Origin of the sequence: Pseudomonas wayambapalatensis, from assembly GCF_049942315.1 — a bacterium.
GTDB classification, from domain to species: domain Bacteria; phylum Pseudomonadota; class Gammaproteobacteria; order Pseudomonadales; family Pseudomonadaceae; genus Aquipseudomonas; species Aquipseudomonas wayambapalatensis.
Map to the genome: position 1 here is coordinate 1 of NZ_JBNFMU010000102.1, position 15,466 is coordinate 15,466.

At 62.5% G+C, this 15,466-nt stretch carries 13 protein-coding genes; 8 read left to right on the plus strand and 5 right to left on the minus strand.

Annotated elements, in window-relative coordinates; genetic code table 11:
• Positions 1 to 110: 110 nt before the first annotated feature.
• Positions 111 to 683, minus strand: coding sequence for an acyl carrier protein phosphodiesterase (locus ACPZMI_RS04735; protein WP_186710817.1), 573 nt, complete (start codon positions 681 to 683; stop codon positions 111 to 113).
• 152 nt (positions 684 to 835) lie between these two features.
• Between ACPZMI_RS04735 and ACPZMI_RS04740 the strand changes: the two genes are divergently transcribed.
• From ACPZMI_RS04740 to ACPZMI_RS04750, 3 genes are read left to right on the plus strand one after another with little or no spacing between them, the layout of a single operon-like run.
• A complete protein-coding gene (locus ACPZMI_RS04740; RefSeq protein WP_186667313.1) occupies positions 836 to 1,138 on the plus strand; it encodes an ArsR/SmtB family transcription factor in 303 nt (100 codons plus the stop codon).
• A 13-nt stretch (positions 1,139 to 1,151) separates the two neighbouring features.
• Positions 1,152 to 2,324, plus strand: coding sequence for an MFS transporter (locus tag ACPZMI_RS04745; RefSeq protein ID WP_186667314.1), 1,173 nt, complete (start codon positions 1,152 to 1,154; stop codon positions 2,322 to 2,324).
• A gap of 19 nt (positions 2,325 to 2,343) precedes the next feature.
• Entirely contained in the window at positions 2,344 to 3,393 is a 1,050-nt protein-coding gene (locus ACPZMI_RS04750; RefSeq protein ID WP_186710816.1) for an alkene reductase, read from the plus strand.
• A 126-nt stretch (positions 3,394 to 3,519) separates the two neighbouring features.
• Here ACPZMI_RS04750 and ACPZMI_RS04755 read toward each other — a convergent pair whose 3' ends face one another.
• On the minus strand, positions 3,520 to 5,364 hold the full coding sequence (locus ACPZMI_RS04755; protein WP_426351791.1) for a hypothetical protein: 1,845 nt from the start codon (positions 5,362 to 5,364) through the stop codon (positions 3,520 to 3,522).
• Between the two features lie 521 nt (positions 5,365 to 5,885).
• Here ACPZMI_RS04755 and ACPZMI_RS04760 point away from each other — a divergent pair.
• On the plus strand, positions 5,886 to 7,079 hold the full coding sequence (locus ACPZMI_RS04760) for a DUF2599 domain-containing protein (protein ID WP_426351792.1): 1,194 nt from the start codon (positions 5,886 to 5,888) through the stop codon (positions 7,077 to 7,079).
• Positions 7,080 to 7,091: 12 nt separating this feature from the next.
• Here ACPZMI_RS04760 and ACPZMI_RS04765 read toward each other — a convergent pair whose 3' ends face one another.
• The 3 genes from ACPZMI_RS04765 to ACPZMI_RS04775 all read right to left on the minus strand — a co-directional run bounded on the left by ACPZMI_RS04765 (position 7,092) and on the right by ACPZMI_RS04775 (position 9,926).
• Positions 7,092 to 7,904, minus strand: coding sequence for an ATPase (locus ACPZMI_RS04765; protein ID WP_411383171.1), 813 nt, complete (start codon positions 7,902 to 7,904; stop codon positions 7,092 to 7,094).
• Positions 7,905 to 7,990: 86 nt separating this feature from the next.
• Positions 7,991 to 8,986, minus strand: a complete 996-nt coding sequence (locus ACPZMI_RS04770) for an NAD-dependent epimerase/dehydratase family protein (protein WP_054893815.1) — start codon at positions 8,984 to 8,986, stop codon at positions 7,991 to 7,993.
• A 49-nt stretch (positions 8,987 to 9,035) separates the two neighbouring features.
• Positions 9,036 to 9,926, minus strand: coding sequence for a LysR family transcriptional regulator ArgP (locus ACPZMI_RS04775; protein WP_186667319.1), 891 nt, complete (start codon positions 9,924 to 9,926; stop codon positions 9,036 to 9,038).
• Between the two features lie 127 nt (positions 9,927 to 10,053).
• Between ACPZMI_RS04775 and ACPZMI_RS04780 the strand changes: the two genes are divergently transcribed.
• The 4 genes from ACPZMI_RS04780 (at position 10,054) to ACPZMI_RS04795 (ending at position 15,293) form a co-directional block, all read left to right on the plus strand.
• On the plus strand, positions 10,054 to 10,653 hold the full coding sequence (locus tag ACPZMI_RS04780) for a LysE/ArgO family amino acid transporter (RefSeq protein ID WP_186667320.1): 600 nt from the start codon (positions 10,054 to 10,056) through the stop codon (positions 10,651 to 10,653).
• A 192-nt stretch (positions 10,654 to 10,845) separates the two neighbouring features.
• Complete coding sequence (locus ACPZMI_RS04785; RefSeq protein ID WP_186710808.1) at positions 10,846 to 11,442, plus strand: superoxide dismutase; 597 nt, start codon at positions 10,846 to 10,848, stop codon at positions 11,440 to 11,442.
• Positions 11,443 to 11,749: 307 nt separating this feature from the next.
• Positions 11,750 to 13,801: a putative bifunctional diguanylate cyclase/phosphodiesterase gene (locus tag ACPZMI_RS04790; protein ID WP_411383172.1), complete on the plus strand. Its 2,052-nt coding sequence runs from the start codon at positions 11,750 to 11,752 to the stop codon at positions 13,799 to 13,801.
• Positions 13,802 to 13,961: 160 nt separating this feature from the next.
• Positions 13,962 to 15,293 carry an imelysin family protein gene (locus ACPZMI_RS04795; RefSeq protein ID WP_186718790.1) on the plus strand — a complete coding sequence of 444 codons (1,332 nt, stop codon included), beginning with the start codon at positions 13,962 to 13,964 and terminating at the stop codon, positions 15,291 to 15,293.
• The last annotated feature ends 173 nt before the right edge of the window (positions 15,294 to 15,466 follow it).

Sequence of the window (15,466 nt, forward strand, 5' to 3'; positions counted from 1 at the left end):
ATCGCGGGGCAAGCCCGCTCCCACAGGCACCCCGCTGTACTTAAAATCAATTCGGTACCTGTGGGAGCGGGCTTGCCCCGCGATAGGGCCCTGGCAAACACTGCAAAACCTCACCGCCCCGCCGCCGCAAACACCTGCAACTGCGGGTAGAACTCACGAAAATCCGCCAGCAACGGCTCATACAACCGCTCCAGCTCCGCCATCACCCCGTTCATGCCCTGCGGCTTCGACAGCCGCCGCGCGATCCCCCCGAACACCTGCTCCAGCGTGGCGAAATCACCATAGGCTCCCAGCCAGTCATCCGCTGCCATGAACGGCGCAATACGTGCCAAGCGCCCCGGCAACTGCGGCTCGGCCAACAGCACCCGGTAAAAGGTGTCGGTAAACTGCGCCAGCGGCTGCTCGGCGTAATCCGCCCAATGCCGTGCCAGGCAGTGATCGAAGAACACGTCGAGCACGATCCCGGCAAACCGCCGACGCTCCTGCGGGAAGCGCGCCAGCGCCGCCAGTACCAGCGGATGGCTGTCGGTGTAGCGATCGATCTGTCGGTGCAGCCGGATCGCCGCCTCCAGCTCAGGCGCAAAGCGCCCTTCGAGCGGGCCTTTGACGAAATCGCCGTACAGGCTGCCGAGCAGTTGCTGCGGCGCCGGGCCGCCAAGGTGCAGGTGTGCGAGGTAATTCATGGCGGCAGTCTAGCACTGTCGCCGCGTATATCGTTATAACGCGATATAGCGATTTCGGCTGAGCTCAGAACCTCTTCATATTTGTATATCGCGAAATACCGATTTATATTTCGCCCCATCGCGATATACCGCTACACACCACGAGCCCAACCATGCCTCTCGACCTCGACGAAATAATAAAAGCCCTGGCCCATCCGGTCCGCCGAGACATCCTCAACTGGCTGAAGGACCCTGCGGCGCAATTCCCCGACCAGCACCACAGCACCGAATTCGGCGTCTGTGCCGGGCAGATCGATCAACGCTGCGGCCTGTCGCAGTCGACCGTCTCTGCCCACCTGGCCACCTTGCAGCGCGCAGGCCTGATCAGCAGCCAGAAGGTCGGGCAGTGGCATTTCTTCAAGCGCAACGAGGACACCATCCAGGCCTTCCTCGAGCAGATGAGCCAAGAGCTCTGACAAGGACCTTGCAATGCCCCTTTCACTATTGATCCTGGCGCTGAGCGCCTTTGCCATCGGCACCACCGAGTTCGTCATCATGGGCCTGCTGCCCGATGTGGCGCGCGACCTGGGTGTGAGCATTCCCGGAGCCGGATGGCTGGTGACCGGCTACGCCCTGGGCGTGGCGATCGGCGCGCCGTTCATGGCCCTGGCCACCGCCCGCCTGCCACGCAAGGCTGCGCTGGTGGTGCTGATGGGCGTGTTCATCGTCGGCAACCTGCTGTGTGCAGTGGCCAGCGACTACAACCTGCTGATGTTCGCCCGCGTGGTCACCGCCCTGTGCCACGGTGCCTTCTTCGGTATCGGCTCGGTGGTGGCGGCCAGTCTGGTGCCAGCCAACCGCCGCGCCTCGGCAGTAGCGCTTATGTTCACAGGTCTGACCCTGGCCAACGTGCTGGGTGTGCCACTGGGCACTGCCCTGGGCCAGGTCGCCGGCTGGCGCTCGACCTTCTGGGCCGTGACCGGCATCGGCGTGATCGCATTGATCGGCCTGATCCGCTTTTTGCCGCTGCAGCAGGATGCCGAAAAGGTCGACATGCGCGCTGAACTCGCCTCCCTCAAGGGCGCCCGGATCTGGTTGTCGCTGAGCATGACCGTGCTGTTCTCGGCCTCGGTGTTCGCCCTGTTCACCTACGTTGCGCCACTGCTCGGTGATGTGACCGGCGTATCGCCACGCGGCGTGACCTGGACCCTGGTCCTGATCGGCCTGGGCCTGACGCTGGGTAACATCATCGGAGGCAAGCTCGCCGATCGCCGCCTCGCGGCCACCCTGGTGGGTGTGTTCGCCACCATGGCAGTGGTCTCCACCCTGTTCAGCTGGACCAGCAACGCGCTGGTGCCCGCCGAAATCACCCTGTTCCTCTGGGCCACCGCCGCCTTCGCCGCCGTTCCAGCGCTGCAGGTCAACGTGGTCACCTACGGCAAGGATGCGCCGAACCTGGTCTCGACCCTGAACATCGGCGCCTTCAACCTGGGCAACGCCCTGGGCGCCTGGGTTGGCGGCAGCGTCATCGCCCACGGCCTGGGCCTGACCAGCGTACCGCTGGCCGCAGGCGCCCTGGCTGTCCTGGCGCTGATCGTCACCCTGATCACTTTCAACCAGCGCGGCGACAACGATGCCGAGCTGGCCGCTGCATCCAACTGACCTACGCGAGGCTTTCGACATGACCACGCTTTTCGATCCGATCACCCTGGGCGACCTCGAGCTGCCCAACCGCATCATCATGGCCCCGCTGACCCGTTGCCGCGCCGACGAGGGCCGCGTGCCCAACGCACTGATGGCCGAGTACTACGTGCAGCGCGCCAGCGCTGGCCTGATCCTGACCGAAGCCACCTCGGTCACACCGATGGGCGTCGGCTATCCCGACACCCCCGGCATCTGGTCCAACGACCAGGTCCGCGGCTGGCACAACGTGACCCAGGCCGTGCATGGCGCTGGCGGGCGCATCTTCCTGCAACTGTGGCACGTCGGGCGCATCTCCCACCCGTCGTACCTCAACGGTGAGCTGCCGGTGGCGCCAAGCGCAATCCAGCCCAAAGGCCACGTCAGCCTGGTGCGCCCGCTGAGCGACTACCCGACACCCCGCGCGCTGGAAACCGAAGAAATCGCCGACCTCGTCGAGGCTTACCGGACCGGTGCCGAGAACGCCAAGGCTGCTGGTTTCGACGGCGTGGAAATCCATGGCGCCAATGGTTACCTGCTCGACCAGTTCCTGCAGAGCAGCACCAACCAGCGCACCGACCAATACGGCGGCTCGCTGGAAAACCGTGCCCGCCTGCTGCTGGAAGTGACCGACGCGGTGGTCGACGTCTGGGGCCCCAAGCGCGTCGGCGTGCACCTGGCACCACGGGCCGATGCCCACGACATGGGCGATGCCGACCGCGCCGAGACCTTCACCTACGTTGCCCGTGAACTGGGCAAGCGTGGCATCGCCTTCATCTGCTCGCGGGAAAAAGAAGGCGACGACAGCATCGGCCCGCTGATCAAAGAGGCGTTCGGCGGCCCCTACATCGTCAACGAACGCTTCACCAAGGCCACCGCCAACGCGGCACTGGCCAGCGGCAAGGCCGATGCCGTGGCCTTCGGCATCCCGTTCATCGCCAACCCCGACCTGCCGGCGCGTCTGGCCGCCGATGCGCCGCTGAACGAGCCGCACCCTGAAACCTTCTACGGCAAGGGTCCTGTGGGTTACATCGACTACCCGCGCCTGTGATGCAGGGCAGAGGATGAGCTGCACCCGCTCATCCTCTGCTGGTGTCCGCTTAGTGGCCAGAACCCACAGGCAATAATGCCGAAGCGGTTTACTCTGCGTGACTCATCCGCCACCTGCCATGAGCCTTCATGGCTGCACCGCCTGATCCACAGCCCGGTATTCGAAGGGATTGCCCTTGCCATACTGGGTCTGATCCAGCCTGATCACCGGAACCCAAAGATTGGTGCGAGCTTTGAATTTTGTCTGGTATGTCTTGGCGCTCGCGTCCGCTCCGGCCACATTGGCAAAGTAGAAGAAAGCCTCGAGAGGCAGTTTCTCACCGATATCCTGCGCCCAGGTCCGCACGAGAACCTCGTTCCAGGGACTCGAAATTCTCAGCGGTGTGCCCTTCGCCTCCAACGCGGCCAGGAACTGCGAGGGTACCTGTGTGCTCAGCGAACATTGCAAGGTGCTGTTGGCGATACCAGAGGCATGTGTGATCCACTGCGCTGCCGTGGTAATCCCTTTTGCAGCACAGGAGCTCAGATCGGCAGCCAGAAGCCCCTGTCGAGATCCACAACCGTTCTGCTTGTAATTACTCGAAGTGCCTGCGTTATGGGGATAGATACAGAGCAGTTCCTGGGCCTTGTTCTGAGCGATGGCGGTTTCCTGGTCGCTGAAGATGAAGCCACTGTTTATGGCGAGGCTGGTGACATGGGAGTCCATGCGCAGGTATGTGAACGACACGCCCCCCAGCTTCACCGCGTTCGGACTCGGGTTCCAAGGATCGAAATTCTCGTTGTACGTGCCCCGCGCCAGCACACCGCTGCAGTAGTACGCCGGGGTATTGCCGGCACAGGCAGCAGGTACCTTGCGGTAGCGCTCGTTCAAGCGTGCTGCGACGACCTCCCCGGGAGCAAGTGCGGACTTGACGATCTTCAAATCCAGCGGCTCGGAAATCACCAGCGGATTGCCGCCACGCCCCAGGCTCGCAGTGAGCCTCACGGTCTTGCCCAGGTCCTTGGCCACATCGTCCTTGGCGACCTGGAAGCGGATATCTCCCGTACCGCCGAATCGTTGCGTGGGCAGGTCCAGACGCGCCCCTCCTTGCCAGCGCATTCCGACGGTATCGCCCTTGCGCAACTGCTGGCCATCCACCTTGATCGTCGTGCTGCCCATGATCAGATTGAGGTCGAGTTCACCCTTCGAGGCTTGCTCGGCTGTGGGCGCCTCAATCATCATCCGTTCCAGTATTCGCGCACTGAGCGCCTGGGAAATACGCAACGGATTTCCGTCTCCACCCACACTGGCGGAGATGATCACCGCACTTCCAGTAAAGAGGCTGACCGTATCGAACGGTGCCTCGAATGACACCGGCGCAACTTTCTTGACCTCCTTGAGCGACAGATCGCGGGTTTTGCGGCCTTTCCATCGAAGTCCGACCATGTCACCCACTTTCATGCCGGGATAGTCAACTTCAACCGTCGTGACATCGCTGCCTGGACGATAATCGCCGTTCTTGTCGATGCCGAGCAGCTTCGGTGCAGGAATGTCGAACGGCAACGACTTCACCACCGTTACAACGAGTGGGTCGGAAATGATCAAGTTCGAGCCATTTACCCCGACACTGGAGGTCAGTCGCGCAGTACCACCGACAACTTCCTCGACCAGTTCCCTGGGCACCTTGAACACCAGAGGCCCTGCCTGCTTGACGGTCTGAACCGGCAAATACGTGGATTTCTTGCCTTGCCAGCGCAACCCGACGGTATGCCCTGCAGCCATCGCCGGGTAGTCCACATGCACACTGAGCTCATCTTTGAAGCTATCGAGGCCGATCTTCCTGTCACGCGCTTCGACCAGCACCGGTGCGGGTACATCGAAGCCCGCACGCACGGCCTGCTCAGGTACTGCGGTTTCTTTGCCGTTGGGGACACAGGCAACCAGCGCTAACTGTAGCGAGCCGACTACGGCTATCCATGCCAGAGCTTTCATGGTGTCACTCCTTGATCTGCCGGGTTGTAGGTGAACGCACCTTTCCCGTGTTTGGACCCCTTCATGAAATCCCCCAAAATTTAAGAAAACGCGGCCCCGCCGAGGCTCCAGAGTGCTCGAAAATTGGAGTTACTTCGAATCCAGTTAGAGGCACCGACGAAACGATGACCCGGCCGCTGTCGCACAGTGAATGCTGTTGCCAGGATACAACTGAGCAACTTCAGTGTTTTACAAGAGATGAAATTTGGCCTGCTACTCCCAACGCGAGCGAAACTGGCAATAACAATAAAAACGGTGAAACCGTATCTCGCTTGACGCCTGACCCGGAGTGCGAAGTTGCAATGACAATCTAGCAACAACTTGAAGACTGCACACCTGACAAAATTAACAGGTGCCCGCACGCCACTATCATTTTTACCAGTTGCTCAGATATACGTATTTGCCTAAGGTCGATGAAACAGCAACTGTTTGTCATAGCGAAATCACGCGGACAGCGTCATCAACCCTGCAATGGAGCTGCCATGTACCTGCCTCCCGTCCTATTTAGGCTGAGCCTGCTTGCAGCCAGTCTGGTTCTCAATCACTCAGCACTGGCGGCGCCAGGACCGGAAACGGCACATGCCCTGAGTGTCCGCTACCTGCAGAGCCCCCCGAACTGTGGCAGCACCAACAAACCCCGCTTCCTGTGCGCAGGCGTGATACTCAAGGGCACGACCCACATGAATCAGGAGAACAGCTGGGATCCGACACCAGAGGAGCGCGAGAATGGCGGTACGGCCTACACGTATCTGGCAAAAGATGCCACCTTCAGCCATCTGGCCTTGAACGACACCAACGGCTACATCATTTACCCGGCAGAACAACAACCGAAAGAAAGTCGGACGCTGCAGCTACTGTGCTTCTTTCCAGTCGACGGTGGACGACGGACGCGTTCAGACCACGGTTGCGGGGAATCACAGGAGGGAGGCGCAAGCAGCCGCGCCTGCCATCTGCAAGACATCACCACAGCCAAGGGATGGCTTGCCAACTATGGCAATGACCCCGCCAAGCAGTGCGGTTTCTCGGTAGCTAACGGGATGGGCCTGGTCGCCGTGAACGGCTTCAATGCTGGGGTAGAGGCCACAGGGCTTCTGCCAGGCGAGCAGAACAACGAACTGCGGGGCAAGACCTGGGAGGGAATTCCCCCTGCTCACCTGCCGATCCAGGCGTTTTTCTACCTGCACGACAGTCCACAGGGGCTGCTCAAGGCACAGCAAGATCAACGTCAGTTCTACAAGGCAACCGGAACCTTCGTCCCGATCATCACACTGACACTGCCAGAAGCAGATCGCGATGCTCTTTTCAACTATGTCGAAGCTTCCCAGGCAAAGCTGGGCGACGTGATCTGTGAGCGTTACTTCGTATCCGGCCACTGGTTCGAGCGCAGCGACGTCAACCCGGGTAAAAAGGAGTGGGCGCTGGGACTGGTGCCGACCGATTGCGCCAGGGCGGTGAAAGCGAACCCGTCAGAAGAGGCGGAAAACGCGGCTGACCGGGAAATGCGCGACAAATTCAGCGCAGACCAACGCTGGGTGAATAATGACAAGGGTGGCATGACCCAACAGATGGTCTGCCACATGCGTATCGCCCACGACAAGCCCGAATGGAACCTCGAGCCGTTCCGACCGAACCTGCCGCTGGAAGACTATCTGCGCAAAGGTTGCAACCCGCGCTGAAACGCTACATTTTCACGGCCGCGCGTTGATCTGCTGCTGCAGGTTCTGGATCTGGCTCTGCAGGGTGTTGAGGCTGCGCGTGGTCTGGCCACGGAAAGCATCGAACTCCTGCACCGAGGCACCACTGGCAGTTGCCGGGCGATTGTCCGCCTGGCTCTTGAGCACCAGCACATCCTGCTCCAGGCTCTCGAGCGCAGCGCCTTGCTTCTTCACCGCTGCCACCTCGCTGCTCAGGCTCTTGAGCTGGCCATCGAGCTTGCCGCCATCGACCTGACCCGACTTGAGTGCCGCAAGCTCGGTGTTCACCGCCTTGAGCTGCGCCTGCAACTGGGTCTGTAGCTCGGTCACTGCCTTCTGCTGCGCGCGGGTATCGGCCAGCACCTGTTCCAGGCGCTTGCCCAGATCGCCGGCCTGACCGGCAACGCCTTCCTGCTGCTTGCCCTGCTCGGCAAGGCTGGCCTGCAACTGGCGAATCTGCAGTTTCAGGGCTTCGCTGCCAGTGCTGCTGTTCGACTCGCTGGCATCGACCTTGCCGCTGATCGCCTGCAGGCGGCCGGCGGCTTCCTCGCTGATGCGGGCAAAGCTCTCCTGAGTGGCCACCAGTTGCTGCTCCATCAGCGAAATCTGCTGGAAGCTCCACCAGCCAAGCCCGGCCAGGGCGATGAACGAGGCCACCAGCAACGCCCACAAAGGGCCATTGCTGGTCGGCCGCGCGGCTTTCTGCCGACCACGTGCCACATGGGCCGGGAGCAGCTCGTCATCATCGGGAGTACCCGCCCTCAGGACCGGCACATCATCGAAATCATCGTGGGCATCGTTGCGCATGGGTAGGTTCGACCGCACTAATAGCAAAGAGACATATTATAAACCGCCGGGATGGCGCACTGCTGACCACCGCCTGCCCGACAGGTTCACTGTTGGCCCGGCAGGTGCTTCCACCAGCCGCAGAATTCATCCAGCGCCGTCCACAGGCTGACCTTGGGGCGGTAGTCGAGATTATGCCGGGCGCGGCTGATGTCGAGGGTGAAATCCTTGCTCATCACCTGCATCGCGGTGCGTGTCAGGGTGGGTTGCGGCCGCCCGGGCCAGAGCATGCAGGCTGCCTCGTTGACCGCCGCGAGGCTGTAGGCGAGGCGATAGGAGCGGTAGCGGGTGACCTGGGGCAACTGCATCTGGCGCATCACGTAGTTGACCACATCCCACAGTGGCAAAGGCTGGCCGTTGCTGATGTTGTAGGCCTGGCCCAGCGCCTGCTCTTCGGCGAACAGGGCGCTGAGCAGCGCCTCGTTGAGGTTGTGCACACTGGTGAAGTCGACCTTGTTCAGGCCGTTGCCGATGATCGCCAGACGTCCCTTGCCCTGCATGCGCATCAGCCGCGGGAAGATGCTCGCATCCCCTGCGCCGGTGACGAAGCGCGGGCGCAGGGCGAGCACTTCGAGGCCGAACTCCTGGGCACCGAAGACTTTCTGCTCGGCCAGGTGCTTGGTCAGCGCATAGTGATCGTGAAAACGCCGCGGCACCTGGTCCTCGCGGATGTCCAGGCGCGAGCGCCCAGTGAAATAGATCGATGGCGACGATAGGTGCACCAGGCGCCGCACATGTTCTTTCAGGCAACCTTCGACCACGTTCTCGGTGAGCACCACGTTGCCATGATGAAAATCCTGATAACGCCCCCAGTTGCCCACCGCCCCCGCACAATGCACCACGGCGTCGACGCCCTGGCACAGACGGCGCGCCACCTCGGCGTCGCCCAGGTCGCCCGGAATGAACTGCGCCCCGCGCTTGACCAGGTGCTCCACGCCTTCGGCACGGCGGCCGTTGACCCGCACCTGCAGGCCCTGCTCCAGGGCAAAACGCGCAAAGCGCCCGCCAATGAAGCCGCTCGCGCCGGTGACCAGAATTCGCATGTAAGACTCCGCCTTGCCAGATTACAGATGCAGTTGACGCTGCCCGTGCCTACAAGGGCACCAGCCAACCTGGCGCCGCCTGGCGCAGGTGTTCTGTCAGTTGGGCGAGCAGTTGCCCGCCATTGCGCCAATGATGCCAGTACAACGGTACATCGATGGGCGTATCGCTGCAGATTTCCACCAACTGGCCGCTGGCCAGTTGTTCGCGAGCCTGCAGTTCGGGCACCAGGCCCCAACCGAGCCCGGCTTCGGTCAGACGCAGAAAACCCTCGGACGACGGGCACAGGTGATGGAGAAAACCATCCTCGATCCCCAATGACGCCAGGTAGCGGTGCTGCAGGAAGTCGTCAGGTCCAAAGACCACCGCCGGTGTGCGGGCCAGCCGCGCCACCTCGAACCCCTGCGGAAAATGCCGCGCCATGAACGCCGGGCTGGCCAGCGCGCGATACCGCATCGCCCCCAACGGCTGGCTGCGCGCCCCTGCCACCGGGCGCTCGCTACCGCACAGGCAAGCCGCCACCTCGCCGGCACGCATGCGCCGCAGGCCGACTTCCTGGTCTTCGACCACCAGGTCCAGCAGCAACCGTTGCCCGGCACAGAAATCCCCCACCGCCCCGGCCCACCAGGTCGCCAGGCTGTCAGCGTTGAGGGCGATACGCAGGCGTTCGGGCATGCCCTCTTCATCCAGCGCGGGCACCTGGCGCTGCAGGTCACGTTCGAGCAGGCGCACCTGTTGTACATGGTTGAGCAACTGTCGCCCGACATCGGTCGGGCTCGGTGGCGTGGCACGCACCAGCACTGGCTGGCCGACACGTGCCTCCAGCAGCTTTATACGTTGCGAGATAGCCGACTGGGAGAGCCCGAGCACCTGGGCGGCGCGCTCGAACCCGCCTTGTTCGATCACCGCCGCGAGGGCAGCGAGCAACTTGTAGTCGAACATCGATTTTCCTAATGCCGGATGAGTGCTATTTGTTTTTCTTATACAGCGCCCTTCCCCACAATGGCCAGCATCTTCTTTGTGAATCCGCGTCGCCCTCCAAAGGTGGCGCCCGTGGAGTGTTCCCGCTATGTGGCAGAGTTACTTGAACGGCATGCTGGTGGCCTTCGGCCTGATCATGGCCATCGGCACCCAGAACGCCTTTGTCCTGGCCCAGAGCCTGCGCCGCGAACATCACCTGCCAGTGGCCCTGCTGTGTGTATTGTGCGACGCGATCCTGGTGGCGGCCGGAGTGTTCGGCCTGGCGACGGTGCTGGCCCACAACCCGACCTTGCTGGCCGCCGCACGCTGGGGAGGCGCGGTGTTCCTGATCTGGTACGGTGCCAAGGCCCTGCAGCGGGCCTGCTCCAAGCAGAGCCTGGAACAGCAGCAAGGCCAGGGCCTGCGTTCACGCCGGGCCGTACTGCTCAGTGCCTTGGCGGTGACCTTGCTCAACCCCCACGTCTACCTGGACACCGTGCTGCTGATCGGCTCGCTCGGCGCCCAGCAGACGGTGCCCGGTGCCTATGTCGCCGGGGCGGCGAGCGCATCGCTGGTGTGGTTCTTCACCCTGGCCCTGGGTGCCGCCTGGCTTGCGCCCTGGCTCGCGCGCCCCGGGACCTGGCGGCTGCTGGACCTGATGGTGGCGGTGATGATGTTCGCCGTGGCCGCGCAGTTGATCCTCGGCTGATTCCCCACTGGTCGCCAGGGCCCAACCGCTCTGGAACCTCTATTCCCTATAGTTGTTGCGTGGTTATGCGCGGGGGCTGGTGCTATGATCCAGCCCTTGCGTCGCAAAGAGTACAAACTCGCCGACGCTCATCGGGCCGCCCGTGATCGGCCTTGCGCAAACCGCAAACAGACCTGAATCAGGAGATCCACCATGGCTTTTGAATTGCCGCCGCTGCCCTACGCCCACGATGCCCTGCAGCCGCACATCTCCAAGGAAACCCTGGAGTTTCACCACGACAAGCACCACAACACCTATGTCGTGAACCTGAACAACCTGGTCCCAGGCACCGAATTCGAAGGCAAGTCGCTGGAAGAAATCGTCAAGACTTCCTCGGGCGGCATCTTCAACAACGCCGCTCAAGTCTGGAACCACACCTTCTACTGGAACTGCCTGGCACCGAACGCTGGTGGCCAGCCGACTGGCGCCCTGGCTGATGCGATCAACGCAGCCTTCGGTTCCTTCGACAAGTTCAAGGAAGAGTTCACCAAGACTTCGGTCGGCACCTTCGGTTCCGGCTGGGGCTGGCTGGTGAAGAAGGCCGACGGTTCCCTGGCCCTGGCCAGCACCATCGGCGCCGGCAACCCGCTGACCAGCGGCGACACCCCGCTGCTGACCTGCGACGTCTGGGAACACGCCTACTACATCGACTACCGCAACCTGCGTCCCAAGTACGTCGAGGCGTTCTGGAACCTGGTCAACTGGAAGTTCGTTGCCGAGCAGTTCGAAGGCAAGACCTTCAAGGCCTGATTCGTTCAGCACTCCGAAAAACCCGGCCCTGGCCGGGTTTTTCTGTTTCCAGGGTCCAGGAAACGGAAAAACCACCGCTTATTTTCAAGCGCCCCGCGTCCCCTCTCTTGCTCCCCCCCAATAGCGCGCTAACATCAACCTTCTGGAAAGTTGATGCAGGACATTCAAGTCGCATGGCCGCGTAACCGATACAGTACTCAGGGTGCATCCAGCGACGGGCCCCTCGCCTGCCGCGGCAATCGGTCGATAGTGTATTGCCAAGGTTGATGGCAAAATAATGGCATGCGCATGGATTAAGGAAACCCCATTGAAGCTGGAATTTCGGAACAGCTTGTCGGTCAAGTTGCTCAGGGTCGTGCTGCTGTCGGCGCTCGCGGTGGGCGTCGTTCTCAGTTGTGCGCAGATCGTCTATGACACCTACAAGACCCGCCAGGCCGTCAACAACGATGCCCAGCGCATCCTCGACATGTTCCGCGACCCCTCCACCCAAGCGGTCTACAGCCTCGACCGAGAGATGGGCATGCAGGTCATGGAGGGCCTGTTCCAGGACGAATCGGTCCGCATGGCCTCCATCGGCCACCCCAATGAAACCATGCTCGCGCAGAAGTCCCGCCCCCTGCAGGACATGCCCCTGCGCTGGTTGACCGACCTGATCCTCGGCCAGGAGCGCACCTACACCACCCAACTGGTCGGCCGCGGCCCCTACAGCGAATACTACGGCGACCTGAGCATCACCCTCGATACCGCCAGCTATGGCGAGGGCTTTCTGGTCAACGCGGTCATCATCTTCATTTCCGGCGTGCTGCGCGCCCTGGCCATGGGCCTGGTGCTTTACCTCGTGTACCACTGGCTACTGACCAAACCGCTGTCGAAAATCATCGAGCACCTCACCCAGATCAACCCTGATCGCCCCAGCCAGCACCAGATTCCCCAACTCAAGGGCCACGAACGCAACGAGCTCGGCTTGTGGGTCGACACCGCCAACCAGTTGCTGGCCTCCATCGAACGCAACACCCATTTGCGCCACGAGGCGGAAAACAGCCTGCAGCGCATGGCCCAGTACGACTTCCTTACCGGCCTGCCCAACCGCCAGCAGTTGCAACAGCAACTGGACAAGATTCTCGTCGATGGCGGGCGCCTGCAGCACCGTGTGGCCGTACTGTGCGTGGGCCTGGACGACTTCAAGGGCATCAACGAACAGTTCAGCTACCAGGTCGGCGACCAGTTGCTGCTGGCCCTGGCCGACCGCCTGCGCGCCCACAGCGGCCGCCTCGGCGCCCTCGCTCGCCTGGGTGGCGACCAGTTCGCCCTGGTCCAGGCCAACATCGAGCAGCCCTACGAGGCCGCCGAGCTGGCCCAGAGCATTCTCGACGACCTGGAGGTGCCCTTCGCCCTCGACCACCAGGAAATCCGCCTGCGTGCCACCATCGGCATCACCCTGTTCCCCGAAGACGGCGACAGCACCGAGAAGCTGCTGCAAAAGGCCGAACAGACCATGACCCTGGCCAAGGCCCGCTCGCGCAACCGCTATCAGTTCTATATCGCCAGCGTCGACAGCGAGATGCGTCGGCGCCGCGAGCTGGAAAAAGACCTGCGCGAGGCGTTGCCGCGCAACCAGCTCTACCTGGTGTATCAACCCCAGATCAGCTACCGCGACCACCGCGTGGTCGGCGTCGAGGCGCTGCTGCGCTGGCAGCATCCTGAGCTGGGCATGGTCCCGCCGGACCAGTTCATTCCGCTGGCCGAACAGAACGGCAACATCATCGCCATCGGCGAATGGGTGCTCGACCAGGCCTGCCGCCAACTGCGCGAGTGGCACGACCTGGGTTTCAGCGAGCTGCGCATGGCGGTCAACCTGTCGACCGTGCAACTGCACCACAACGAGCTGCCGCGAGTGGTCAACAACCTGCTGCAGGCATACCGTCTGCCACCGCGCAGCCTGGAGCTGGAAGTCACCGAGACCGGCCTGATGGAAGACATCAGCACCGCCGCGCAACACCTGCTGAGCCTGCGCCGCTCAGGGGCGCTGATCGCCATCGATGACTTCGGCACCGGCTACTCCTCGCTCAGTTACCTGAAGTCGCTGCCGCTGGACAAGATCAAGATCGACAAGAGCTTCGTTCAGGACCTGCTGGACGACGATGACGATGCCACCATCGTCCGTGCCATCATCCAGCTGGGCAAAAGCCTGGGCATGCAGGTCATCGCCGAAGGCGTGGAAACCGCCGAGCAGGAAACCTACATCATCGCCCAGGGCTGTCATGAGGGTCAGGGCTACCACTACAGCAAGCCGCTGCCCTCGCGCGAGCTGACCGCCTTCCTCAAGCACGCCCAACGCAACCAGGTCTCGGCACTCTGAGCGTGGTCGTCATTGACGACCCTGGAAACGACATTTGCACGAAAAGCACGGCCAACCCTTTACATCAAATGCAAATCTTTCGCATTATGTTGCGGTTTCGCGTGCCACGGCGCAGCGCTTCCAACACATGGTCCAACCAAACGACGCAGGGAAACCAACAATGATTCGAATGCCTCTGGCCTCCGCCAGTCTGCTGGCCATCGCCATCGCTCTCGCCGGCTGCGGCGAAGGCAAGGACGACAAGGCCGCCGCTCCGCAAGCCCAGGCACCTGCCGCCAGCACCGCCGCCGCACCGGGGGCTGTCGATGAAGCTGCTGCCCAGGCCGTGGTCAAGCACTACGCCGAAATGGTCCATGCCGTGTACAGCGACTCGCTGAGCACCGCCAAGCAACTGCAGACCGCCATCGACGCCTTCCTGGCCAAGCCCAACGATGAAACCCTGAAGGCCGCCAAGGACGCCTGGGTCGCTTCCCGCGTTCCTTACCTGCAGAGCGAAGCCTTCCGCTTCGGCAACACCATCATCGACGACTGGGAAGGTCAGGTGAACGCCTGGCCCCTGGACGAAGGCCTGATCGACTACGTCGACAAGAGCTACGAGCACGCCCTGGGCAACCCGGCTGCCAACGCCAACATCATCGCCAACCCTGAGATCCAGGTCGGCGAAGACAAGGTCGACGTCAAGGAAATCACTCCCGAGAAACTGGCCAGCCTGAACGAGCTGGGCGGTTCCGAAGCCAACGTCGCCACCGGCTACCACGCCATCGAATTCCTGCTCTGGGGCCAGGACCTCAACGGCACGGGCCCAGGCGCAGGCAACCGTCCGGCTTCGGACTACCTCGAAGGCCAGGGTGCCACCGGTGGTCACAACGACCGTCGCCGCGCCTACCTCAAGGCCGTCACCGACCTGCTGGTGAGCGACCTCGAAGAGATGGTCGGCAACTGGGCACCGAACGTCGCCGACAACTACCGCGCTTCGCTGGAAGCCGAGCCGGTCAAGGATGGCCTGCGCAAGATGCTGTTCGGTATGGGCAGCCTGTCGCTGGGCGAACTGGCGGGCGAGCGCATGAAGGTCTCGCTGGAAGCCAACTCGCCTGAAGACGAGCACGACTGCTTCAGCGACAACACCCACTGGTCGCACTTCTACGACGCCAAGGGCATCCGCAACGTCTACCTCGGCGAGTACACCCGTCCGGACGGCTCCAAGGTCAGCGGCCCGAGCCTGTCGTCGCTGGTAGCCAAGGTCGACCCGGCCACCGACGCCACCCTGAAGGCCGACCTGCAGGACACCGAAGCGAAGATCCAGGTGATCGTCGACCACGCCCTCAAGGGCGAGCACTACGACCAGCTGATCGCTGCCGACAACGCTGCAGGCAACCAGGTGGTGCGCGACGCCATCGCCGCACTGGTCAAGCAGACCGGTGCCATCGAGCAGGCCGCCGGCAAGCTGGGCATCGACAACCTGAACCCGGACACCGCAGACCACGAGTTCTGATGCCAGGGTGAAGGGTTGAAAGGGGCGGCCTTCGGGTCGCCTTTTTCATGTCCGGGCTTTGCGCCGACCAAACCCGCCCCTTCGCGGGGAAGACACCTCCCCACTGGACCATTTGGAGGGGGGTTGTCCCTTACGAAGGGCGGAAAAGCAAAAAGCCTAAACCCAGTTCCCAC

Bases quoted from the DNA above. Each gene is read 5' to 3' on its own strand.
- ACPZMI_RS04735 (WP_186710817.1), bottom strand. From the start codon at position 683: ATGAATTACCTCGCACACCTGCACCTTGGCGGCCCGGCGCCGCAGCAA.
- ACPZMI_RS04745 (WP_186667314.1), top strand. From the start codon at position 1,152: ATGCCCCTTTCACTATTGATCCTGGCGCTGAGCGCCTTTGCCATCGGC.
- ACPZMI_RS04775 (WP_186667319.1), bottom strand. From the start codon at position 9,926: ATGTTCGACTACAAGTTGCTCGCTGCCCTCGCGGCGGTGATCGAACAA.
- ACPZMI_RS04765 (WP_411383171.1), bottom strand. From the start codon at position 7,904: ATGCGCAACGATGCCCACGATGATTTCGATGATGTGCCGGTCCTGAGG.
- ACPZMI_RS04755 (WP_426351791.1), bottom strand. From the start codon at position 5,364: ATGAAAGCTCTGGCATGGATAGCCGTAGTCGGCTCGCTACAGTTAGCG.
- ACPZMI_RS04740 (WP_186667313.1), top strand. From the start codon at position 836: ATGCCTCTCGACCTCGACGAAATAATAAAAGCCCTGGCCCATCCGGTC.
- ACPZMI_RS04750 (WP_186710816.1), top strand. From the start codon at position 2,344: ATGACCACGCTTTTCGATCCGATCACCCTGGGCGACCTCGAGCTGCCC.
- ACPZMI_RS04780 (WP_186667320.1), top strand. From the start codon at position 10,054: ATGTGGCAGAGTTACTTGAACGGCATGCTGGTGGCCTTCGGCCTGATC.
- ACPZMI_RS04795 (WP_186718790.1), top strand. From the start codon at position 13,962: ATGATTCGAATGCCTCTGGCCTCCGCCAGTCTGCTGGCCATCGCCATC.
- ACPZMI_RS04760 (WP_426351792.1), top strand. From the start codon at position 5,886: ATGTACCTGCCTCCCGTCCTATTTAGGCTGAGCCTGCTTGCAGCCAGT.
- ACPZMI_RS04785 (WP_186710808.1), top strand. From the start codon at position 10,846: ATGGCTTTTGAATTGCCGCCGCTGCCCTACGCCCACGATGCCCTGCAG.
- ACPZMI_RS04770 (WP_054893815.1), bottom strand. From the start codon at position 8,986: ATGCGAATTCTGGTCACCGGCGCGAGCGGCTTCATTGGCGGGCGCTTT.